The sequence below is a fragment of the Bradyrhizobium oligotrophicum S58 genome, from assembly GCF_000344805.1.
Classification (GTDB): Bacteria; Pseudomonadota; Alphaproteobacteria; order Rhizobiales; family Xanthobacteraceae; genus Bradyrhizobium; species Bradyrhizobium oligotrophicum.
The window spans coordinates 2,594,088-2,613,102 of sequence record NC_020453.1 but is presented as its reverse complement, the minus strand read 5'-3'; the positions used below and the strand labels follow the sequence as shown (position 1 = coordinate 2,613,102).

Sequence of the window (19,015 nt, the reverse complement as noted above, 5' to 3'; positions counted from 1 at the left end):
GCTGTTCCCCGCTACTGCAGCGCCTTCAAGGCGTGGCTAGAGCACGAGACCTGCTTCGGATCGTGAAACACGAGCCCCGTCTGGGTCGCGGTGTCAGTAAAGTCGATGGTGACGCCGTCCAGCAACAGCCGGCTCTCCGCCGGCAGGAACAACTTGACGCCGTCGCGCTCGACCACGGCGTCGCCGGGCTGCGGCGTGGCGAGCACGCTGATGTCGGCTGCGAGACCGGAACAGCCGCCGGGAGAGACGGCGAGCCGGAAGCCCGAGCCAGTGATCCCGTCGGCCCGCAGCATCATGCGCATGAATTTCTGCGCGGCTGGCGTGAGAGTGAAGTTCATCTCGCTCTCCCTCAAGCCGGCGGCTGATAGCGCGGAAACGAATTGTCGATCACGCAGGTGTTGTCGACCGGGCAGACGGCGGCGCATTGCGGCTCGTCGAAATGGCCGAGGCACTCGGTGCACTTCTTGGGGTCGATCACGAAGGTGCCGTTCTTTTCGGAAATCGCCACGTTCGGACATTCGGGCTCGCAGGCCGAGCAGCTCGTGCACTGCGAGGCGATGATCTTCAAAGTCATCAGATGCTCCTGTCGAAAGGGACCGGCGGCACCGCAGTGCCGCCGGAATTGGACGTCACGCGGCCGAGATCAGGGCGCCCTGGCGAATTTCAGCGTCACCGCGCACGACGTGCTGGATCTCGCCGCTATTGACCTTGTCGAGATAGTTCTTGAACCAGGCGATCGCGGACTTCTCGATGAACTCGTGGGCGAACTGGTCGACCGGCTCGATGCCCGCCGCCTGCAGGTCGCTCTTTGGGCAGCCGCCGATCTTGGCGACGAACACCGCATGACAGTCGTTGATGGCGCGGATCACGGTCTCCAGGCTGTCCTCGTCACCGTAGCCGCCCTGGCAGTACAGGTCGACGCGGCGGTGACCGACGAACTTCGCACCTGCCGTGGACAGTTCGTAGACCTGGAACTCCTTGGCGTGGCCGAAATGCTCGTTGATCAGGCCGGAGCCCTTGGTGGCGACGGCGACCAGCAGCTTGATGTCGCTGGACTGGCCGGCGAGCGAGGCAAGCTCCTCCTGCCGGGCGACGACCTTGGCCACGCGCTCGCTCTCGACCGCTTCCTGATAGGCCTTGCGGCTGTCGATGTCGTAGTTCACCTCCATCGCCATGATCTTGTCGGTGGTGAACTCGGCGGAGCGATCCTCACCGAGCAGGCCGACAGCGTCGGCGCGGCACTGGCGGCAATGCCGCATCATGTTCATCTCGCCTTCGCACTCGTCCTGCAGGGCCTTCAGCTCCTGCGCGGTCGGGCCGCGCTGGCCGGTCAGGCCGAACACGGTGCCGTGCTCGGGCGAGGAGATCAGCGGCATGATGTTGTGCAGGAAGGCGCCGCGCGACTTCACTGCCTTGTTGACCTCGACGAGATGCTTGTCGTTGACGCCCGGGATCATCACCGAGTTGACCTTGCAGAGGATGCCGCGCTCGGTCAGCATCTCCAGGCCCTGCAGCTGGCGGTCGGTGAGCAGCTTGGCGGCTTCGACGCCGGTGTAGCGCTTGTGCTTCCAGAACACCCAGGGATAGATCTTGGCGCCGATCTCGGGATCAACCATGTTGATCGTGATCGTGACGTGGTCGACGTTGAAGCCGGCGATGGTGTCGACATGGTCGGGCAGCGCAAGACCATTGGTCGACAGGCACAGCTTGATGTCGGGCGCGGTGCGCGCGATCAGCTCGAATGTCTTGAAGGTCTTCTCGGGGTTGGCGAGCGGATCGCCGGGGCCGGCGATGCCGAGCACGGTCATCTGCGGAATGGTCGACGCGACCGCGAGCACCTTCTTGGCGGCCTGCTCGGGCGTGAGCTTCTCGCTGACCACGCCGGGACGCGACTCGTTGGCGCAGTCATATTTGCGGTTGCAGTAGTTGCACTGGATGTTGCAGGCGGGCGCCACGGCGACGTGCATGCGCGCATAGTGATGATGCGCCTCTTCGCTATAGCAGGGATGGTTCTTCACCTTCTCCCAGATATCCGGCGGCAGGTCGTTCTCGCCGGCGCCCGAGCCGCAGCTCGCCTTGCCGCTGCCGCCCGAGGTACCGCAGCCCTTGTGCTCCGCGATGGTCTGCATCACCGAGCTCAGCTGCTCGCCGTCCGGTATCGTCGCCTGTTCGTGCTGCACTGACGCGTCCATGTCCGCTCCTAAACGTTGCTGGCGAGCCGCAAACCGCCTTGGCTTAGGGATCAGCAACTCGCGTGCCACGCCGCGGACACGATCATTTCGTCGGACTATCAACGCGTTAGCGAAGCAACCGCAGCTGTCGCCTTGTCAACATGCGAGAGGCTCTCGCTTCGGCCGATGTTAGAAACGTTACAGACTCACGCCAGCACGCGGCGAAGGCGGATGGAACAACGAAACAGCGCGGCTTGCGCCGCGCTGCCCGATGATCCGATCGAGTGTTTCGCTCAGCCGCCGATGATGATCTCAGTGGCGCGCGCCAGCGGGATCGCGATCGGCGTCAGCCGCTCGGCAATGAAGAACTTGAGCTCGTTCTTCGAAAGCGAGTCCGGCTCGACCAGCACATAATGCTCGGTGCCGGAGCGCTTGATGACCTGGCGGCCATAGGTCCGCAGCAGCTGGTCGTTGAAGCGGCAGCCGATGAACAGGAAGCTGCGGTCGGTGCGGCGATCCTTGACGGTGTCGGGGATCGGCGTCTGGATGTCGATGTCGGTCAGGACCTCAACATAGTCGGCGTCGGTGATCAGAAAGTTCTTGGCCGGGACGATGCCGCCATGCGGCTTGTACAGCAGCGTCGTCCAGCCCTGGGCGCCGTCACGGCTGGCTTCGGCGCCGGCGGCATCATAGAAACGATACCAGCGATCCTCGCCGATATGGGCGCGGGTGATGCCCTGAACCTCACCCCAATCGCTGCGCTGGGACAGCGCCGTCCGCATCGCGCCGTCATACCAGCTGTCGACGATCATCGGCAGCGGCAGCGACGCCAGATGTTGCTGCAGCGGCGTGGGCGCAACCGGGACGGCGAAGGCTTCCGCCATCAGCGCGGTGACGCTCGATCGATGCCTGGTGCTTTCGATGTGCTGGGCTGAGGCCCAGGCATTGCCCTTGGCGCGGCGCGGCAGCGCCACCTTGGTGCCGAAGAAGGCCGCCAGCGCTTCGGGGCTCATCGGCACCGCCGTGCCTGACGGCTCCGACACGGCCGGACCGAGATAGGGCACGACCTGGCTGTTCCTGAGCTTGGCCACGACGTCCTTGAGCAGCGCCTCGGCGTCGGCCTGCTTGACGATGTCGATATGAGGAAATGGCGCGTTCATCACTCGTCTCCCTCTCCGCCGCGCTTGCGCGCATTGATCGTGATGGGCAGTCGCGTGTCGGCGGCCATCTGCGGCAGCTCCAGCACCCAGCCATTGGCGATCTTGATCCAGCCGCCCCACAAGGTCTCGTGCTCGGTCTCGACGATCGGCTCCTCCAGGTCCTTCTTGGGGACGTAGATGGAAAGGCCCGTTTCCGGCGAGCGGCGGATCATGACTTTCATTACGTGAGCTCCGTGGATCGAAGAGGGTCCGCCGATGACGAGGGGTGATGCTGCAGCCAGGCCGGCGAGGTCTCGCGCAGCCGGCCGACGATGTCGGGCAGCACTTGGAGCACGCGCTTGATGTCGTCTTCCGTGGTGTCGCGCGACAATGAGAAGCGCACGGCACCGCGTAGGAGATCCGGCGGCACGTTCATCGCGCGCAGCACATGCGACGGCTCCATCGAACCGGATGCGCAGGCCGAGCCGAGCGAGGCGGCGATGCCGACCTGGTTCAGACGCATCACGATCGGCTCGCCTTCCAGATGCTGGAAGGCGATATTCGCGGTGTTCGGCAGCCGGTGCTCGGGATCGCCGAGCACGGCGCAACGGCCGATGCTCTGGATGATGCCCTGCTCTAGCCGGTCGCGGAGCGCGCACACGCGGCCCTGCTCGTCGGCAAGATGTTGTCCGGCGAGTTCGGCCGCCTTGCCGAGGCCGATGATAGCCGGCACGTTCTCGGTGCCGCCACGGCGGCGGCGCTCCTGCGGACCTCCGCGCAGCAGCGGTGCGAAGGGCGTTCCCTTCCTGACATACAGCGCGCCGATGCCCTTTGGGCCATGCAGCTTGTGGCCGGATAGCGACAGCATATCGACATCGGCGGATTTCAGATCGATCGCGATCTTGCCGACCGCCTGCACGGCGTCGGTGTGGAACAGCGCGCCGGCCTCGTGCGCGAGCTTCGCCAGCTCAGGAACCGGAAACAGCGTGCCCGTCTCGTTGTTGGCCCACATCACCGAGGCGATCGCAGTGCGCGGCCCCAGCGCGCGCTTGTAGGCCTCCAGATCGAGGCAGCCGGCGGCATCGACGCCAATCAGATGCGCCGTGAGGCCGCGTCTATCCCTGAGATACTCCACCAGCGACAGAATCGCCGGATGCTCGACCGCCGTGGTCACGATCTCGTCGCGGCCGCTCTGCGTTTCCAGCGCCGACAGGATCGCCGTGTTGTCGGACTCGGTGCCGCCCGAGGTCAAGACGATCTCATGGTCGAAGGCGGCGCCCAGCAACGCCTGCAGGCTCTTGCGCGCCTGCCTGATGGCGCCTGCGACCTCGCTGCCGAACGCATGCGAGGACGAGGCATTGCCGAACTGGTCCGAGAAGAACGGCAACATCGCCGCGACGACCTCTGGATCCGCGCGTGTCGCCGCGTTGTTGTCGAGATAGACCGGACGCAAGGCCGCTCCTTAATGCCGCGCCTTCGGCGGGCCGGCGACGGGCACGAGGCGAACGAACTCGCCGAGCTTCTCGATCATGCGGGCCTGGATGCCCTCGAGCGTCGCACTGGCGAGCTTGCAGAAGATGCAGGCGCCCGCGAGCCTCACCATGATCTTGTTGCCATCGATCTCGACGAGCTCGCAATCGCCGCCGTCACGCTTGAGGTTCGGACGAACCTCCTCGATCACGGCCCGTATGATCCGCTCGCGCTCGCTCATCTGGGCCGGCGCTTCGACGATGCCCTGGGATTCGACCAGCATGATGTCACTTCTCTCGAATGTCTTGGGGGTCACGCAAACGACTTGCCGCAGCCGCAGCTGGACTTTGCGTTCGGATTTTCGAAGGTGAAGCCGGAGCCCTCCAGCGCGATGACGAAATCGATCGTCGTTCCCTCGAGATATTCGAGGCTCTTGTGATCGACGAGCACGCGCACGCCCTCGCGCTCGATCACGGTGTCCTCCGCCTCGCTGCCGCTGACGAGACCCATGTTGTATTTGAGCCCGGCGCAGCCGCCGGCCTCGACCATGATCCTGAGGCCGTCGACCGGCTTGTCGGAGGTCGTGATCGCGTTGCGAACCGCATTGATTGCGCTGTCGGTCAGGTTGATCATCATCGTCTCGCCTTTCCCATTCGGCTGCTGCGAACAGGATTGGCAAGTCTCGTGCCATCGGCAATAGGCTGAAAGAACTCGGCTTTTTGCTTCGCTCCTGTGGCGTTTCCGACGCGTGTCGGCTTTCCGACACGACCGCCGCGCGGCGCGTCGCCGGCGTGTCGGAAGGATGTCGGGGCGCAAATCCGACAATGCGCTTTCACGACAGGCAAAAGTGCCAAGCAAATCAACGCGTGAGCTACACCGGCAGACAATTTGCATCACGCCCCTTTTGACCGCGCCGTGCGGCGAGACGGCTCAAGAGACCATGCGAGGGGATTGCTGATGACGACATTGGAGAAGACGGTTGCGATCGAGACCACCGCGCTCGCGCAGCTCGACAAGGAAGGACGGCTGCTCAACGCCGTGCTGAAGGCGCCAACCACCAAGCCGGGACGGTTCGGCTTCCGCGGCGACATCGCGTTGAAATTCCAGACCCAGGTCGCGGACGAGAAGCGTCCGCCCGACTTCTCGGTCGAGCAGGTGCTGACGATCGTCAATGACGGCGAGCCGACCATTCCGGTGCTGGTCGGTTACATCCATTCGCTCGCCTATCTCGAGACGGCCGTCGAGGTTCTCAAGGGCCTGTTGAGGCCCGACGGCAGCTACTTCATGTTCTGCAACAACATCGACCTTCTGGCGAAGTATCGCATCAAGATGGGCGACGTCACCTTCTATGTCCTGCCCTGCGACGAGTCGACGGTCTGGAAAGAGATGATGGATCTGCTGGGAATCGACAAGAACGACATCAAGAAGCTCGATACCGCGGGCAAGCTCGACTATGTACTCGACGCCGCCAAGGCCTTCAACGAGGCCTACGAGGTCATCGCTTACGCGGATGCGCTGGCCAAGATGGAGCCGGTGAAGAACCGCAACGAGAACCGGCCGGTCTGAGATCCACCGGATCTTCAGCTGATCTTGAGGTGCAAGGTGAAGCCCCGGCCCTGTCTCCGGGCTTCACCGACCGCTTTGGCCTCAGCCTTCCTCGCACTGCAGGCCGGTCTCGTCCTCTCCATCGTCGTCATCCTCGACCAGCGTCACGCCGGTCACGCAGATGTCGCCATCGAGCACCGTCAGCGCGACCGGCGTCAGGCTCTCGCCCTTGCACGGACCGTCGACGCACATCCCGGTGCCGATCTCGAACAGCGAGCCGTGCTTGCCGCACAGGATCCGCAGGCCATTTCCATCGAGGAACTGATTGCGCTCCCAGTCGAGATTGACCTTGTCGTGGGGGCATAGGTTCAGATAGCCGAACACCTGCTTGCCCCAGCGGATGATGAAGATCGGCCAGGGACGGTGACTGCCGTCCTCCGCCACGATCATGAGCTGGAAGCCGATGGCGCGGCGGCTCGGGATGTCGTTGAAGCTGCAGATGGCGTAGGCGACGTCGGTCGTCATGTCAGGCCTCATCGATGTCTGGCGCATGTCCGACAATGCCGCTTTCAGCACGGCGAGAGCGACGGTCGGCTCGCTGAGAAGACACGTTGCAAGATTCGCGCAACTCTGCCTGTTCGCCTCGCGTCTTCGCTCCTGCGAAAGACTGGCACAGAACTTGAAAATTTCTCCTGCAAACGCGCCCAAACGCGCCATTGTAAGGAGATCGACATGAACGTGACACTGGACTTCGTCGAGAGCTCGCTCGACGACATCAAGGCGGCCCTCGATGGCGGCACCTTGACGGTCTACTCGGTGGCGCGCCCGACGACGGCCGACAAGCCGGTCGATCGCAGCGGCGTCCTCGCGACCTTCACCTTCGGCTCTCCCGCTTTCGGCCCGGCGACGGACGGCTTCGAGCATCCGAACTTCGTGGCAGCGGCCGTGCCCGCCACCACGGTCGGCACGCCCGGCTTTGCGCGCGCCCGCAAGGCCGACGGCACCACGGTCGCCGATTTCTCGGCCGGTCCGGGCGAACGCGAGATCAAGTTCACCGAAGTGTCGTGCTCGCCCGGCGCGCCGGTCACGGTTGCGACGTTCAGGATCATCGCCGAAGGCGGCTGGCCCGAGCGTCCGGAATACTACGACACCCACCCACGCACGGGCTACCCGATGCCGAAGACGCTCTGACGCGCCACGGCCGTCATCGGATCGACCATCTCTTTGGGATCAACGACATCGCGAGCGAACGCATGAGCACCGACACCTCTGACGCCCTGGTCAGCTCCGAATGGCTGGCGCAGCACCTCACCGATCCCGGCATCAAGATCCTCGACTGCACCTGGCATCATCCGAGCACCAATCTCGACGGCCGCACGCAATATCGCGGCCGGCATCTGCCGGGCTCGGTGCATTTCGACATCGACCAGGTCGCCGACAAATCGACCCTGCTGCCGCACATGCTGCCGGCTGCGGAGGATTTTGCGCTCAAGGTCGGACTGCTCGGCATCGGCAATTCCGACCGCGTCGTCGTCTATGACCGCCACTATGGCGGCTCGGCCGCGGCACGCGTCTGGTGGATGTTCCGCGTGTTCGGGCACGACAACGTCGCGCTGCTCGATGGTGGCTTCGGCAAATGGACCAAGGAGAAGCGGCCGGCGGAAATGACACCGGTGCGTCCGGCGCCAGCGAGCTTCACGGCGGACTTCAAGCCCAAGCTGGTCGCGACGTCGGCCGGCGTGCAGGGCCAGCTACGGAGCGGCAGCGCGCAACTGGTTGACGCGCGCGGCCCCGGCAAGTTCGACGGGACACAGGCTGATGTGTTCACATTCAAGCGCCAGGGCCACATCCCCGGCGCGGTCAACCTGCCCTGGGCCGATCTGGTCAATCCCGACACCGGCGTCCTCATGGCGCCCGACGCGCTCGCCGCACGCTTCGCGGCCACCGGCGTCGATCTCGGCAGGCCGATCGTCGCCACCTGCGCCTCGGGCATCACCTCCTGCATGCTGGCGCTGGCGCTGTATCGGCTGGGCGTTCCCGATGCCGCCGTCTACGACGGCTCCTGGGCTGAATGGAGCGAGCTCGACGACACGGCGGCGGCTGCGTGATTCAGCTGATAGCAACGACGGGAGTACGAGCATGGCAAAGACCCTGGTCAAGACCACGCAGGACGGCCGCAAGGTCGAGGTGATCGGTCTCGCGATTTGTCTGGATGGCGAACTCGAGGCGTTCGAACTGGTTGAGGTCAAGCTGCACCCGAACCGGCGCAAGATCTGGGAGGCCGCGCCCGACGCGACCCACATGGCCGGCCGCATCACCCTGACCAAGGACGAGGCCGCGATCGTCGAGGGCGCCTTCGCCGCCGCCCAGGCCGACATCCTCGCCAACCCCGCCGCCATCAACGAACGCTTCCGGATCGCCGCGATGTGGAAGGCCCGGGAACAGGGGATCGAGTAGGCGTTGCATCGTAGGGTGGGCAAAGCGTCGGGCGGCGCATAGCGCCGCGCGATGGCGTGCGCACCATGATCGTTCCGCGCGCGCGGACGGATGGTGGGCACGGCGCGTTAAACCGAGCTCGATTGAGAGACCGCCCAGGCGCCTTTGAACACCCTACTGATACCATCGCGAGCGCAGCGAAGCGAAGCGATCCAGGGCGGCACGACGACTCTGGATTGCTTCGTCGCCTGCGGCTCCTCGCAATGACGGTTGATCAAACGACTACTGAAACATCCGCCCGCGGTAGTGGTAGCCGCCGCCATCATCGACATCGAACAGCTCGCCGATGTCGGGATGCTTGACGGGCTCGCCCGTGACGTCCGCCACCAGGTTCTGCTCGGGAACATAGGCGATGTAGCTGCTCTCGCCGGATTCGGCGAGCAGGTAGTAGAACGGCTGCTCCTTGTCGAGCCTGGCATCCATCGAGATCGCGCGCCAGCCCTCTCCTTCCGAGAACGACAGGTCGACGTCGAACACGACACCGCGCAGATCATAGACGCGGTGCCGGGTCACCTGACCGATCGTGAATTTCGCCTCCATCCGCAGCACGGCAGCACGCTCCACAATCTCAGGCCGCCGGCGAATGCGTCTGGCAGTTGGTCGGGCAGACCCTGGCACAGGCGCCGCAACCGATGCAGGCACCGGTGTCGTGCATGACCATGATCTTCTTCTCGACCTCGTCATCCTCGTCGTCGTCGAGTTCGACGAACTCGCCCTCGTCGTTGATGCCCTTCAAGGTCATGACCTCGCGGCCGCACACCTTGTAGCAGCGGCCGCAGCCGATACACTTGCCGGCATCGATGGCGACCAGATAATCCGGCCGCCAGTCGCGGCCGTCGCGGGTTGAATTGGACATTATGACGGGTCCTTGTGCAGGCTCACGCGGCTTCGAGCTTCTTCAGCTCGGCCCGCTTCTTCTCCAGCTCGGCGAACGCCTCGTGGGCCTTCTGAGCTGTCGGCAGGATCTGGTCCCAATTGATGGGCAGTTCCTCCGACAGATCGTGCAAGTTCATCTTGGCATCCATGGCGCGCGCCGAGAGCTTCTTGATCTCGGCCTTCAGGGTGTCCAGGTCGCTCATCTCTCATCCTCGCCGTTAGTAATTCGCGACGTCCTTGAACTTCTCGATCATCTCGACGCCGGCGTTGACGAACTTGTCGCCCTCGTCCGCCAGCTTGCCGAGATTGTCGAAGCCGAAGCGGTGCACATCGCGCAGCTGCTTGTTGACCACGATCAGCCGGCCGCCGATCAGCACCATCCGTCCAAAGCCTTCGTGGCTCATCTTGAGCATCGGCGAGATCATCACGCCGGTAGCCTTCTCGATCGACAGCGCGATCGCGTTGAAGAACAGCTCGAGCCGCCAGATCGTCTCGGGATCGGGATCGCCGATGATCGGCAGGGCCCGCCGCTTCTCCTTGTCCAGGATGTAGGGCTCGAGCAGGTCGATGTCTTTCTTGCCTTCCCAGGCCCCGTGCGTGTCCTGGGCGCGCCAGACCTTGATCAGCTCCTTGACGAAAGGACGCTGCTCGGCGGGGACGGCTTCGACGGCTACCGCGGTATCGGACATGTTGGTTTCCTCATTCCTCGAAATCGAGAACACGTTCCTGGCCCTTGGCCAGCGCCTTGCGCAGCCAGGGCGGCGGCGTGCCGGCCAAGACGGCCTGCAGCTTGCCCAGGAGATCGCTGATCTCCTCGGGCTGGGTGACCTTCATCGGATGGATGTTGTTGGCAACGACGCGCGCCGCGCCGGAGCCGCCGATCGCAGCGACATAGAGGATCGCGCAATCCTTGATCGCCTCGATCTTCGGCGCCAGCTTGTCCTCGTTGCCGTCTTCCTTGAGATCGCCGTCGAACTCGACGGCCTCGACGAAACGATGTCCATCGGGGTCGACGTCATAGATCGCGATGTTCTTGGCCCAGCCGAAATGGGCATCGACGCGTTTCAGATCCTGGGTAGCGAATGCGACTTTCATGTCGTCGGTCCTTTCTCCTGAAACGTCAATGCAGTGGCGCCACGACGGCGGAGTCCGGCGACGGTGCCTGCTGGGCCTCGGCCCAAGGATCGAGCCAAGTGTCGGGCGTCGGCTGGTGGTTGTCCTCGCGATCGGCGATGATGAGGTTGGCCAGCGCGAAGATCAGATCGCGAGTGCCGCGATAGCCGACCGTCAGCAGATGCCCTGCCCCGAGCCGGTCGAACATCGGGAAGCCGATCCGATAGAACGGGATCTTCAGCCGCGACGCCGCCTGGCGGCCGTGCGAATGCGTCATCATCAGAGCGCAGTCACGCGCCTTGGCCAGGTTCTCGAGATCTTCGAGATCGCCGATCAGCACCTCGTCGCACGGCATGCGCTCCAGCAGGGGCGACTGCGTCGTGGTGACCGCCACTGCGACCTGCGCGCCCATCTCGTGCAGCATGCTCGAGACGTCGAACAGCAGGTCTGGCTCGGCGCCGATGGCGAGCCTGCGGCCGCCGATGTGGAAGTGCGCATCCAGCATGGCGTCGGCGAGCTGGCCGCGCTGCCGGCGATATTTCGCCGGCACGGGTCGTCCCGAGATCTCGCTTAGGAACGTCATCAGCTCGTCGTTCGGCAGCAGCCCACACAGACGCTCGAACAGCCGGTACGGCACGCCGGTCCTGACTTGCATCGCTTCCGCCGCGCGCTTCATCTGCGCGCCGATCGCGATCGTCCAGCTCGCGCTGCCCATCATCGCGATCTCTTCCAACCCGATGCCGCCGATCGTGGTCGGCGTGAACTCGTCGGGGATATGGCCGTCGAGCGAGCCACCGATATCCGGCAGGAACGATGGCTCCAGGCCGAAATCTTCGATGATGGTGCGCAGCTCCTCGATATCGCCAGGCGTCAGATGGCAGCCGGGCAGTACATTGACCCGCGCGGGATCGCGCCGCGTCGATGTCGGCTTGTCGACCAGCACCTCGACCATCTTGGCCACGGTCTTGTCCCAGCCGTCCTGGAACGCGTCCTTGAAGTCCGGGGTCGAGACATAGACCAGCGGATAGCTCGCGAGCTCCGGATGCTTTTCTCGGATCAGCCTGATGTAGCCATCGACGTCGTCGCCCTTGGTCTCGGTCACACCGGTCGAGCAGATGCCGATGATCTCCGGCTTCTGCCGCTTATGGATGTTGAGGATCGCCTGCTCGACATTCTCATAGCCGCCGAGCACGGTCGCGACCTCGCTCATTGCGGTGGTCTGCATCGGCACCGCTTCCTTGAAGTGGCGCACGAACAGCGTCAGTCCGAACGAAGTGCAGCCCTGCGAGCCGTGCAGCAGCGGCATCGCGCCGCGCAGGCCGAGGAAGGCGAACGCGCCGCCAATCGGCTGGCTCATCTTGAGCGGATTGACCGCGCAGGCCTTCTTTCCAATGGTGACCTTGGCCATGAGCGTCCGCCCTACTCCGCCGCCTGCAGCAGTTCGGCGGGCGCGCTCACGCGGGCCAGGATGTCCTCGACCCGCCCGGCGCAGGCGCCGCAGCCGCCCGAGGCGTTGGTATGGGTACGAACACCGGCGACGTCGTTGAGAGCGTGCGCCTTGATGGCATCCTCGATGGTGCCGAGATCGACCGACTTGCAGTGGCAGATCTTCTTGGCGCGCCGCGCGGCTTCCGCCGCGACGGGATCAGCCGCGAGCGCCGCGGCTTCGGCATTGGCCTGCGCGATCGCCTTGGCCTGCCAGGTGTTGCTGGCGGTCTCCCACGGAGCTCGCTTGCGCAGCTGGGCCCACATCGGATTGTAAATCGCCTTGTCGATCTCCGCCACCAGCTTGACCATGCCGATGTAGCCCATGAAGGCGTGCGATCGCTCCTGGTTGATGTCAAGCCAGGGCATCGCGGCCTTGAGCGCCACGAACTGCGACTTGCCACCGGACAGCATGATGTCGGCCTTGGCGTCCTTGAGCATCTTGTACATTTCGCGCGGCGCCATATCGTCGATCATGTGCGCGTCCTGGCCCATCAGCTCCTTGATGCGCTCCTTGTCCTCCTTGGTGGACTTCTTGACGCTGGTGCCGACCAGTTCCATGCCGGCCTCCTGCAGCGCCGCCACCACCGACCACGACTTCACGCCGCCGGTGATCAGCAGCACTTTCTTGCCGGTCAGCCGCTGCTTGAACGGCTCGATCGCGGCCCACGCCTTGGCTTCCTCGCGCGCGATCACCGCCTCGGTGCGGTCGAGCAGATCGGCCGGCGCGCCGCGCTCGACCAGCAGCCGCGCGATCTCGCGCAGCGAATCCGAGGAGTCCTGGATGCCGTAGAACGAACCCTCGAAGAACGGGATGCCGTAGCGCTCCTCCATCTTGCGGGCGACGTTGATCATCGCCTTGGAGCACACCATCATCGCGGCGCGGGCGCGGTGCGACGAGGCCACGTCCTTGTAGCGGCCGTCGCCGGAGATGCAGGCGGAGATCCGGATTCCGAGCTCGTCGAACAACGGCTTCACCTGCCACAATTCGCCGGACAGATTGTATTCGCCGATGATGTTGAGGTCGTAGGGCGTCGTGACCTCCGGCTCGACCGTGCCGATGACATGGTCGAGCAGAGCCTCGCCGGCGAGCTTGTTGCCGAGGTTCTTCGGCCCGACGAAGCCAGGCGAATTGACGGGAATGCAGGGCTTGCCGAACTTCGCAGACGCCGCCTTGCAGACGGCATTGATGTCGTCGCCGGTCATGGCCGGCACGCAGGTCTGGTAGACGAAGACCGCCGGCGGGTCGTACTTCTCGATGATTTCCTTGATCGCCTTGTACAGCCGCTTCTCGCCGCCGAACACAACGTCGGTCTCGTTGATGTCGGTGGTAAAACCGGTGCGCCAGAGCTGCGAGCCCGACGAGGCTGCACCACGGTTGTCCCAGGAATTTCCTTCGCAGGCGATCGGCCCGTGCACGAGATGGGCTACGTCAGCCAGCGGCTGCAGTGCGACCTTGGCGCCGTCGAAGGCGCAACCGCCGGCCGCGCCACCCGGCTGCAGCTGCTTGGTGCAGCCCTTCTTGCGCTCGGCCTCGGACTTGTTGGCGTTCTTGCCGCAACCCGGCTCGTTGAAGACGTTCTGGATCGTGGCAGACAGCGAGCTCATTGGCTTCTCCTGTTGGCGGACCGCGTGCGCGTCTTTGAGAGAGGAGGCTCAGGCTTTCGTTGCCTTCCCCGTGAGCCTCGTCCTCCAGATCGAAGCGCGGCAGCTCTGAGGAGCCGCCGCGCACCGTACTTAGCGAATGATGTCGAAGCTGTAGTCCGACTTGGCCGGCACGTTGGTGTTGCGGTCGATCTCGTCGAAGATCTTGTCGAGGATCGTGACCAGCACGTTCAGGCCGCCCTGATAGCCCCACACCGGATAGCGATGCTTGTGGTGGCGATCGAAGATCGGGAAACCGATGCGGATCAGCGGCGTGCCGGTGTCGCGCTCCAGATACTTGCCGTAGGTGTTGCCGATCAGAAAGTCGACCGGCTCGGTGAACAGCAGCGAGCGCATGTGCCAGAGATCCTTGCCGGGATACACGTGGCAGTTCTTGCCGAACGGCGAGCTGTCGAACACCGCCTGCACCTTCTCGGCCCAGTGCTTGTTGCCGTTGGTGGCGAGCACGTGGGTCGGCTCAGCGCCAAGCTCGAGCAGGAACGCGGCGAGGCCGAGGCAGAGGTCCGGATCGCCGTAGATCGCGAACTTCTTGCCATGGATGTGCGCGCTGGAGTCCGCGATCGCGTCGACCAGGCGGCCCCGCTCGAGTGCGATCTCTTCCGGGATCTCCTTGCCGGTGATGCGCGACAGCGCCATGATGAAGGCGTCGGTGCCGGTCACGCCGACCGGATGATTGAAGGCGACCACTTCCTGGCCGTGGTTTCCGATCATCGGCAGCGTCTTCTCGGTGCAATATTCCTGCATCGAGATGGTCGCCTTGGCATGGATCGCGTTGGCCGCATCCTCCAGCGTGGTGCCGCCAGCGTACATGCGGAACTCGCCGTCGGTGGGGGTATCGAACACGTTCTCGTTGTCACCGAGGATCGTGTAGTCGATTCCCATCGTCTTGAAGATGCGCTTGATCTCCCGGAGATTGCCGACGGTGTAGCCGTCGAAGCCGCCGATGAAGTTGATCTTCTCGTTCGGGACGCGCTCGAGCTTCGGCGCGGTGCCGGCCTTGCCGTCCCAGAAGTGTTCGATGATGCCCTTGAGCGCATTGTCGTAGCCGGTGACGTGGCTGCCGACGAAAGCGGGCGTATGCGCGAACGGAACGTCGTATTCGGCTGGAACCGAGCCCTTCTCCTTCGACGTCTTGATGAAGGCATTCAGGTCGTCGCCGATCACTTCCGCCATGCAGGTGGTGGAGACCGCGATCATCTTCGGCTTGTACATGCTGTATGTGTTGGCGAGGCCGTCGATCATGTTGTTGAGGCCGCCGAACACCGCAGCGTCCTCGGTCATCGACGACGACACACAGGAGCTCGGCTCCTTGAAATGGCGCGACAGATGGCTGCGATAGTAGGCCACGCACCCCTGCGAGCCATGCACGAACGGCATCGTGCCTTCGAATCCGACCGCGACGAACACGGCGCCGAGTGGCTGGCAGGCCTTGGCCGGATTGACGGTCAGCGCCTCGCGGGCGAAGTTCTTCTCGCGGTATTCGGGCGTCTTGGCCCATTCGCGAATGCGCTCGACCTCGGCGGGATCGCGCGGATTCTCGAACATCTTCTTCTTGTTCGCCAGCATCTGCTGGTATTCGGGACCACGGAAAAGCTCGAAGTGATCGAGCACATGTTCGGCAGACTGCGTCATGGGAGTACCCTCTCTATTTTCCTGTGTCGATCAGGGAGCGCTGGCTCTCCGCCGAAGGAGAGCCAGGCCGTGGGCGGTGGTGATTACTCGGCCGCCTGCAGCAACGGCTTGGGCGCCTGCTTCCAGGGCGCCTTGGCCATCTTCCAGACCGGCGAGTTGATGGCCATGTCCATGTCGCGGGCGAAGATCGCGAACCCGTCATAGCCGTGATAGGGACCCGAGTAGTCCCAGGAGTGCATCTGGCGGAACGGCACGCCCATCTTCTGGAACACGTACTTTTCCTTGATGCCCGATCCGACCAGATCCGGCTGGACCTTCTCGACGAACTTCTCGAACTCGTAACCGGTCACGTCGTCATAGATCAGCGTGCCGTCCTTGACGTAGTGCTGGGCGGTGCGCTGATAGTCGTCATTGTGGCCGAACTCGTAGCCGGTTCCGACGACCTCCATGCCGAGATCCTCGTAGGCGCCGATCACGTGGCGCGGACGCAGGCCGCCGACGAACAGCATCACGGTCTTGCCTTCGAGGCGCGGCCGGTACTTGGCGATCACCGCGTCCATCAGGGGCTGGTACTTGGCGATGACGCGCTCGGCACCTTCCTTGATCTTGTCGTCGAAGAAGCTGGCGATCTTGCGCAGCGATTCGGCGATCTTGCTGGGTCCGAAGAAGTTGTATTCACACCACGGAATATTGTACTTCTCTTCCATGTGACGCGAGATGTAGTTCATCGAGCGGTAACAATGCAGCACGTTGAGCTTCGCCTTCGGCGTTGCCTCCAGCTCGGCGAGCGAACCGTCACCCGACCACTGGGCGATCACGCGCAGGCCCATCTCCTCGAGCAGGATGCGCGACGACCAGGCATCGCCGCCGATGTTGTAGTCTCCGATGATCGCGACGTCGTAGTCCGAGGGTTCGAAGCGCGGCGCCGCGTCGGCCGGGATCTTGTCGAACACCCAATCCCGGATCGCGTCGTTGGCGATATGGTGGCCCAGCGACTGGGAGACGCCGCGGAAGCCTTCGCAACGCACCGGAACGATGGTCTTGCCGTCATACTCCTTCGACTTGACCTTGGAGACCGCCTCAATGTCGTCGCCGATCAGGCCGATCGGGCATTCCGACTGCACGGTGATGCCATTGTTCAGCGGGAACAGATCCTGAATCTCGTCCATGATCTTGGCGAGCTTCTTGTCGCCGCCGAACACGATGTCCTTTTCCTGGAAATCGGAGGTGAACTGCATCGTCACGAAGGTATCGATGCCGGTCGTGCCGATGTAGTAGTTGCGGCGCGCCGCCCAGGAGTACTGGCCGCAGCCGACCGGGCCGTGGCTGATATGGATCATGTCCTTGATCGGGCCCCACACCACGCCCTTGGAGCCGGCGTAGGCGCAACCGCGGATGGTCATGACGCCGGGGATCGACTTGATGTTCGACTTGACGCCGCAGTCCGACTTGCCGTTCTCGTGGACATTGAGGTGCTTGGCACGGCGCTTGGCGGTCTTTTCCGGATAGACCTTCAAGACCTCGGCAATCAGTTCCTTGTTGCGTGCCTTGATCTCGGCAACGCTTTGTTTCTCGGTGACGCTCATCTGGCTTTCCTCGATGATCGATTGCGGAGGTCATCCGGCCCCTGAAGATGATGGGCCGGATGACCGGTGACGGTTACGCCGTTGCGGCGAGATCGGCGGCAGTCTTTCCGATTTGGCTCTCGTCGACGGCCTTCATGATGCCGTGCTCCATCAGCATGTCTTCGAGCTCGTCCATCGTGATCGGGGTCGGGATGATGCCCTTGCCGGCGTTGTTGTGGATCTTCTCCGCCAGCGAACGGTAGTGGCCGGCCTGCACCGAGTCCGGCGCATATTCCAGCACGGTCATGCGGCGCAGCTCGGCGTGCTGCACGATGTTGTCGCGCGGCACGAAGTAGATCAGCTTGGTGCCGAGCTTCTTGGCGAGCGCATCCGCCAGCTCCAGCTCCTTGTCGGTCTGGCGCTCGTTGCAGACCAGGCCGCCCAGGCGCACGCCGCCGGAATTGGCATATTTCAGAATGCCCTTAGAGATGTTGTTGGCCGCATACATCGCCATCATCTCGCCGGACATCACGATGTAGATCTCCTGCGCCTTGTTCTCGCGGATCGGCATCGCGAAGCCGCCGCAGACCACGTCGCCGAGCACGTCGTAGGACACGTAGTCGATGTCCTCATAGGCGCCGTTCTCTTCGAGGAAGTTGATCGAGGTGATGACGCCGCGGCCGGCGCAGCCGACGCCCGGCTCCGGACCGCCGGACTCGACGCAACGGATGTCGCGATAGCCGACCTTCATGACTTCCTCGATCTCGAGGTCCTCGACGCTGCCGGCGGCAGCGGCCAGGCTCAGGATGGTGTCCTGCGCCTTGGCGTGCAGGATCAGGCGGGTCGAATCCGCCTTGGGGTCGCAACCGACGATCAGGATCCGATGACCCATCTCGGCCAGCGCCGCCAGGGTGTTTTGCGACGTCGTCGACTTGCCGATGCCGCCTTTGCCGTAAAATGCGATTTGTCGAAGTGATGACATTCTGCTCTCCATCAACCGATTGGCTTTGTCCCGCATGCGCCTTGCATGACGAGACCGCGTCCTCTCTCCAGAACCGGCAGACGGGTTATTGGGAAGGATTGCATCGCTCGTCCGAAGCGTCGGCGTGCACTCAGCCCTCAACCTTTGCCTGAACAAGAGTTTTGCAACCGCTGTGCCAGAGCTTTGGAATCGTTAAAAAGGCCATCTTTTGAAGGAGATGCGGCCAACGTCGGCGCTAGACTATGCGTGTTGCAAACCCGACATCGGGAGTTTTCACCCGACGCTCTTACGCCGTGCTGTCCGAAACGACACACGTCATCGCAGGCTTCAAGCGGCGCTCCAGCGAAAACCGTTCGGATGCACGTGCGATCAGCCGGCCAGGCGCGGCGGTACGGAGTTTGCTTGATATAAATCAAACCCGTTTTCGAGCGGGCAGCAGGAGTTATTTCGATGTCGAGCAAGGCGCGCGTCTTTGTCATTGAAGCCGATCAGGTGGTCCGCTCTGCGCTCGGCTATATCCTCAGTGAGCGTCATGAGACCTTCACCTTCGCGGAACCCGCCGACGCGCTGACGAAGGCCGCCCGCTCGGCGCCCGACGTCGTGCTCGTCGGATCCAGCCTGATCGCGGATGACGGCGCCGAGACGGTCGCCATGCTCGCCCGGAAGCTCAATCGCGCCGGCATCGTCGTCGTTGCGGATTCGGTGAAGGCTCCGCTGGCCTTGGCCGGCCTGCGCCAGGGGGCCGAAGCCATCATCGCCAAGCCGATCACCTTCGATGGCGTCACGCACGCGGTGGAGTCGGTGTACGCAAGGCGCGGTACGGAACCGGGTTTGGCGAAATCGCCGCGGCTGGTGCCCACCGAAATCAGCAGATGA

24 protein-coding genes are annotated in these 19,015 nt (G+C 63.7%); 5 read left to right on the top strand and 19 right to left on the bottom strand.

Features of this window, described 5'->3' with window-relative positions; genetic code table 11:
• Positions 1–11 precede the first annotated feature (11 nt).
• The 8 genes from S58_RS11230 to S58_RS11195 all read right to left on the bottom strand — a co-directional run bounded on the left by S58_RS11230 (position 12) and on the right by S58_RS11195 (position 5,413).
• Positions 12–338 carry a HesB/IscA family protein gene (locus S58_RS11230; protein WP_015665418.1) on the bottom strand — a complete coding sequence of 109 codons (327 nt, stop codon included), beginning with the start codon at positions 336–338 and terminating at the stop codon, positions 12–14.
• An 11-nt stretch (positions 339–349) separates the two neighbouring features.
• Complete coding sequence (locus tag S58_RS11225; protein ID WP_015665417.1) at positions 350–574, bottom strand: YfhL family 4Fe-4S dicluster ferredoxin; 225 nt, start codon at positions 572–574, stop codon at positions 350–352.
• 55 nt (positions 575–629) lie between these two features.
• A complete protein-coding gene (nifB, locus tag S58_RS11220; RefSeq protein ID WP_015665416.1) occupies positions 630–2,192 on the bottom strand; it encodes a nitrogenase cofactor biosynthesis protein NifB in 1,563 nt (520 codons plus the stop codon).
• Positions 2,193–2,464: 272 nt separating this feature from the next.
• Positions 2,465–3,331, bottom strand: a complete 867-nt coding sequence (locus tag S58_RS11215; protein ID WP_015665415.1) for an SIR2 family NAD-dependent protein deacylase — start codon at positions 3,329–3,331, stop codon at positions 2,465–2,467.
• On the bottom strand, positions 3,331–3,552 hold the full coding sequence (gene nifT, locus S58_RS11210) for a putative nitrogen fixation protein NifT (RefSeq protein WP_015665414.1): 222 nt from the start codon (positions 3,550–3,552) through the stop codon (positions 3,331–3,333). Before nifT ends, S58_RS11215 begins: the two co-directional genes overlap by 1 nt.
• Positions 3,552–4,763 (bottom strand): cysteine desulfurase NifS, encoded by a 1,212-nt coding sequence (gene nifS / locus S58_RS11205; protein WP_015665413.1) that lies wholly within the window; start codon positions 4,761–4,763, stop codon positions 3,552–3,554. The genes nifT and nifS overlap by 1 nt, the downstream gene beginning before the upstream one ends.
• Before the next feature lie 9 nt (positions 4,764–4,772).
• Positions 4,773–5,063, bottom strand: coding sequence for a NifU family protein (locus tag S58_RS11200; RefSeq protein WP_015665412.1), 291 nt, complete (start codon positions 5,061–5,063; stop codon positions 4,773–4,775).
• 29 nt (positions 5,064–5,092) lie between these two features.
• Positions 5,093–5,413, bottom strand: coding sequence for a HesB/IscA family protein (locus tag S58_RS11195; RefSeq protein WP_015665411.1), 321 nt, complete (start codon positions 5,411–5,413; stop codon positions 5,093–5,095).
• A 324-nt stretch (positions 5,414–5,737) separates the two neighbouring features.
• Here S58_RS11195 and S58_RS11190 point away from each other — a divergent pair, with 324 nt between their 5' ends.
• Positions 5,738–6,346: a hypothetical protein gene (locus tag S58_RS11190; protein WP_015665410.1), complete on the top strand. Its 609-nt coding sequence runs from the start codon at positions 5,738–5,740 to the stop codon at positions 6,344–6,346.
• An 81-nt stretch (positions 6,347–6,427) separates the two neighbouring features.
• Here the strand turns inward: S58_RS11190 and S58_RS11185 are convergent, their stop codons facing one another.
• Positions 6,428–6,850, bottom strand: a complete 423-nt coding sequence (locus tag S58_RS11185; protein ID WP_015665409.1) for a Rieske (2Fe-2S) protein — start codon at positions 6,848–6,850, stop codon at positions 6,428–6,430.
• Positions 6,851–7,057: 207 nt separating this feature from the next.
• On the opposite strand from S58_RS11185, the gene S58_RS11180 reads away from it, so the two are divergent.
• The 3 genes from S58_RS11180 (at position 7,058) to S58_RS11170 (ending at position 8,782) form a co-directional block, all read left to right on the top strand.
• Entirely contained in the window at positions 7,058–7,516 is a 459-nt protein-coding gene (locus S58_RS11180) for a hypothetical protein (protein ID WP_015665408.1), read from the top strand.
• A gap of 62 nt (positions 7,517–7,578) precedes the next feature.
• A complete protein-coding gene (locus S58_RS11175; RefSeq protein ID WP_015665407.1) occupies positions 7,579–8,433 on the top strand; it encodes a sulfurtransferase in 855 nt (284 codons plus the stop codon).
• 31 nt (positions 8,434–8,464) lie between these two features.
• Complete coding sequence (locus tag S58_RS11170; RefSeq protein ID WP_015665406.1) at positions 8,465–8,782, top strand: hypothetical protein; 318 nt, start codon at positions 8,465–8,467, stop codon at positions 8,780–8,782.
• A gap of 261 nt (positions 8,783–9,043) precedes the next feature.
• On the opposite strand, the gene hspQ is transcribed toward S58_RS11170, so the two are convergent.
• From hspQ to nifH, 10 genes are all read right to left on the bottom strand, one after another.
• Entirely contained in the window at positions 9,044–9,370 is a 327-nt protein-coding gene (gene hspQ, locus S58_RS11165; protein WP_015665405.1) for a heat shock protein HspQ, read from the bottom strand.
• A gap of 19 nt (positions 9,371–9,389) precedes the next feature.
• Positions 9,390–9,677, bottom strand: a complete 288-nt coding sequence (gene fdxB / locus S58_RS11160; protein WP_015665404.1) for a ferredoxin III, nif-specific — start codon at positions 9,675–9,677, stop codon at positions 9,390–9,392.
• 22 nt (positions 9,678–9,699) lie between these two features.
• Positions 9,700–9,900, bottom strand: coding sequence for a CCE_0567 family metalloprotein (locus S58_RS11155; RefSeq protein WP_006609662.1), 201 nt, complete (start codon positions 9,898–9,900; stop codon positions 9,700–9,702).
• A gap of 15 nt (positions 9,901–9,915) precedes the next feature.
• Entirely contained in the window at positions 9,916–10,386 is a 471-nt protein-coding gene (locus S58_RS11150; protein ID WP_015665403.1) for a NifX-associated nitrogen fixation protein, read from the bottom strand.
• A gap of 10 nt (positions 10,387–10,396) precedes the next feature.
• Entirely contained in the window at positions 10,397–10,792 is a 396-nt protein-coding gene (nifX, locus tag S58_RS11145) for a nitrogen fixation protein NifX (protein WP_015665402.1), read from the bottom strand.
• Between the two features lie 25 nt (positions 10,793–10,817).
• Entirely contained in the window at positions 10,818–12,218 is a 1,401-nt protein-coding gene (gene nifN / locus S58_RS11140; RefSeq protein WP_015665401.1) for a nitrogenase iron-molybdenum cofactor biosynthesis protein NifN, read from the bottom strand.
• A gap of 11 nt (positions 12,219–12,229) precedes the next feature.
• Positions 12,230–13,903 carry a nitrogenase iron-molybdenum cofactor biosynthesis protein NifE gene (gene nifE / locus S58_RS11135; RefSeq protein ID WP_015665400.1) on the bottom strand — a complete coding sequence of 558 codons (1,674 nt, stop codon included), beginning with the start codon at positions 13,901–13,903 and terminating at the stop codon, positions 12,230–12,232.
• Between the two features lie 129 nt (positions 13,904–14,032).
• Positions 14,033–15,592, bottom strand: a complete 1,560-nt coding sequence (nifK, locus tag S58_RS11130) for a nitrogenase molybdenum-iron protein subunit beta (protein ID WP_015665399.1) — start codon at positions 15,590–15,592, stop codon at positions 14,033–14,035.
• 83 nt (positions 15,593–15,675) lie between these two features.
• Entirely contained in the window at positions 15,676–17,178 is a 1,503-nt protein-coding gene (gene nifD / locus S58_RS11125) for a nitrogenase molybdenum-iron protein alpha chain (RefSeq protein ID WP_015665398.1), read from the bottom strand.
• A 73-nt stretch (positions 17,179–17,251) separates the two neighbouring features.
• Positions 17,252–18,139 (bottom strand): nitrogenase iron protein, encoded by an 888-nt coding sequence (gene nifH / locus S58_RS11120; protein WP_015665397.1) that lies wholly within the window; start codon positions 18,137–18,139, stop codon positions 17,252–17,254.
• A gap of 450 nt (positions 18,140–18,589) precedes the next feature.
• On the opposite strand from nifH, the gene S58_RS11115 reads away from it, so the two are divergent.
• Complete coding sequence (locus S58_RS11115; protein ID WP_015665396.1) at positions 18,590–19,015, top strand: response regulator; 426 nt, start codon at positions 18,590–18,592, stop codon at positions 19,013–19,015.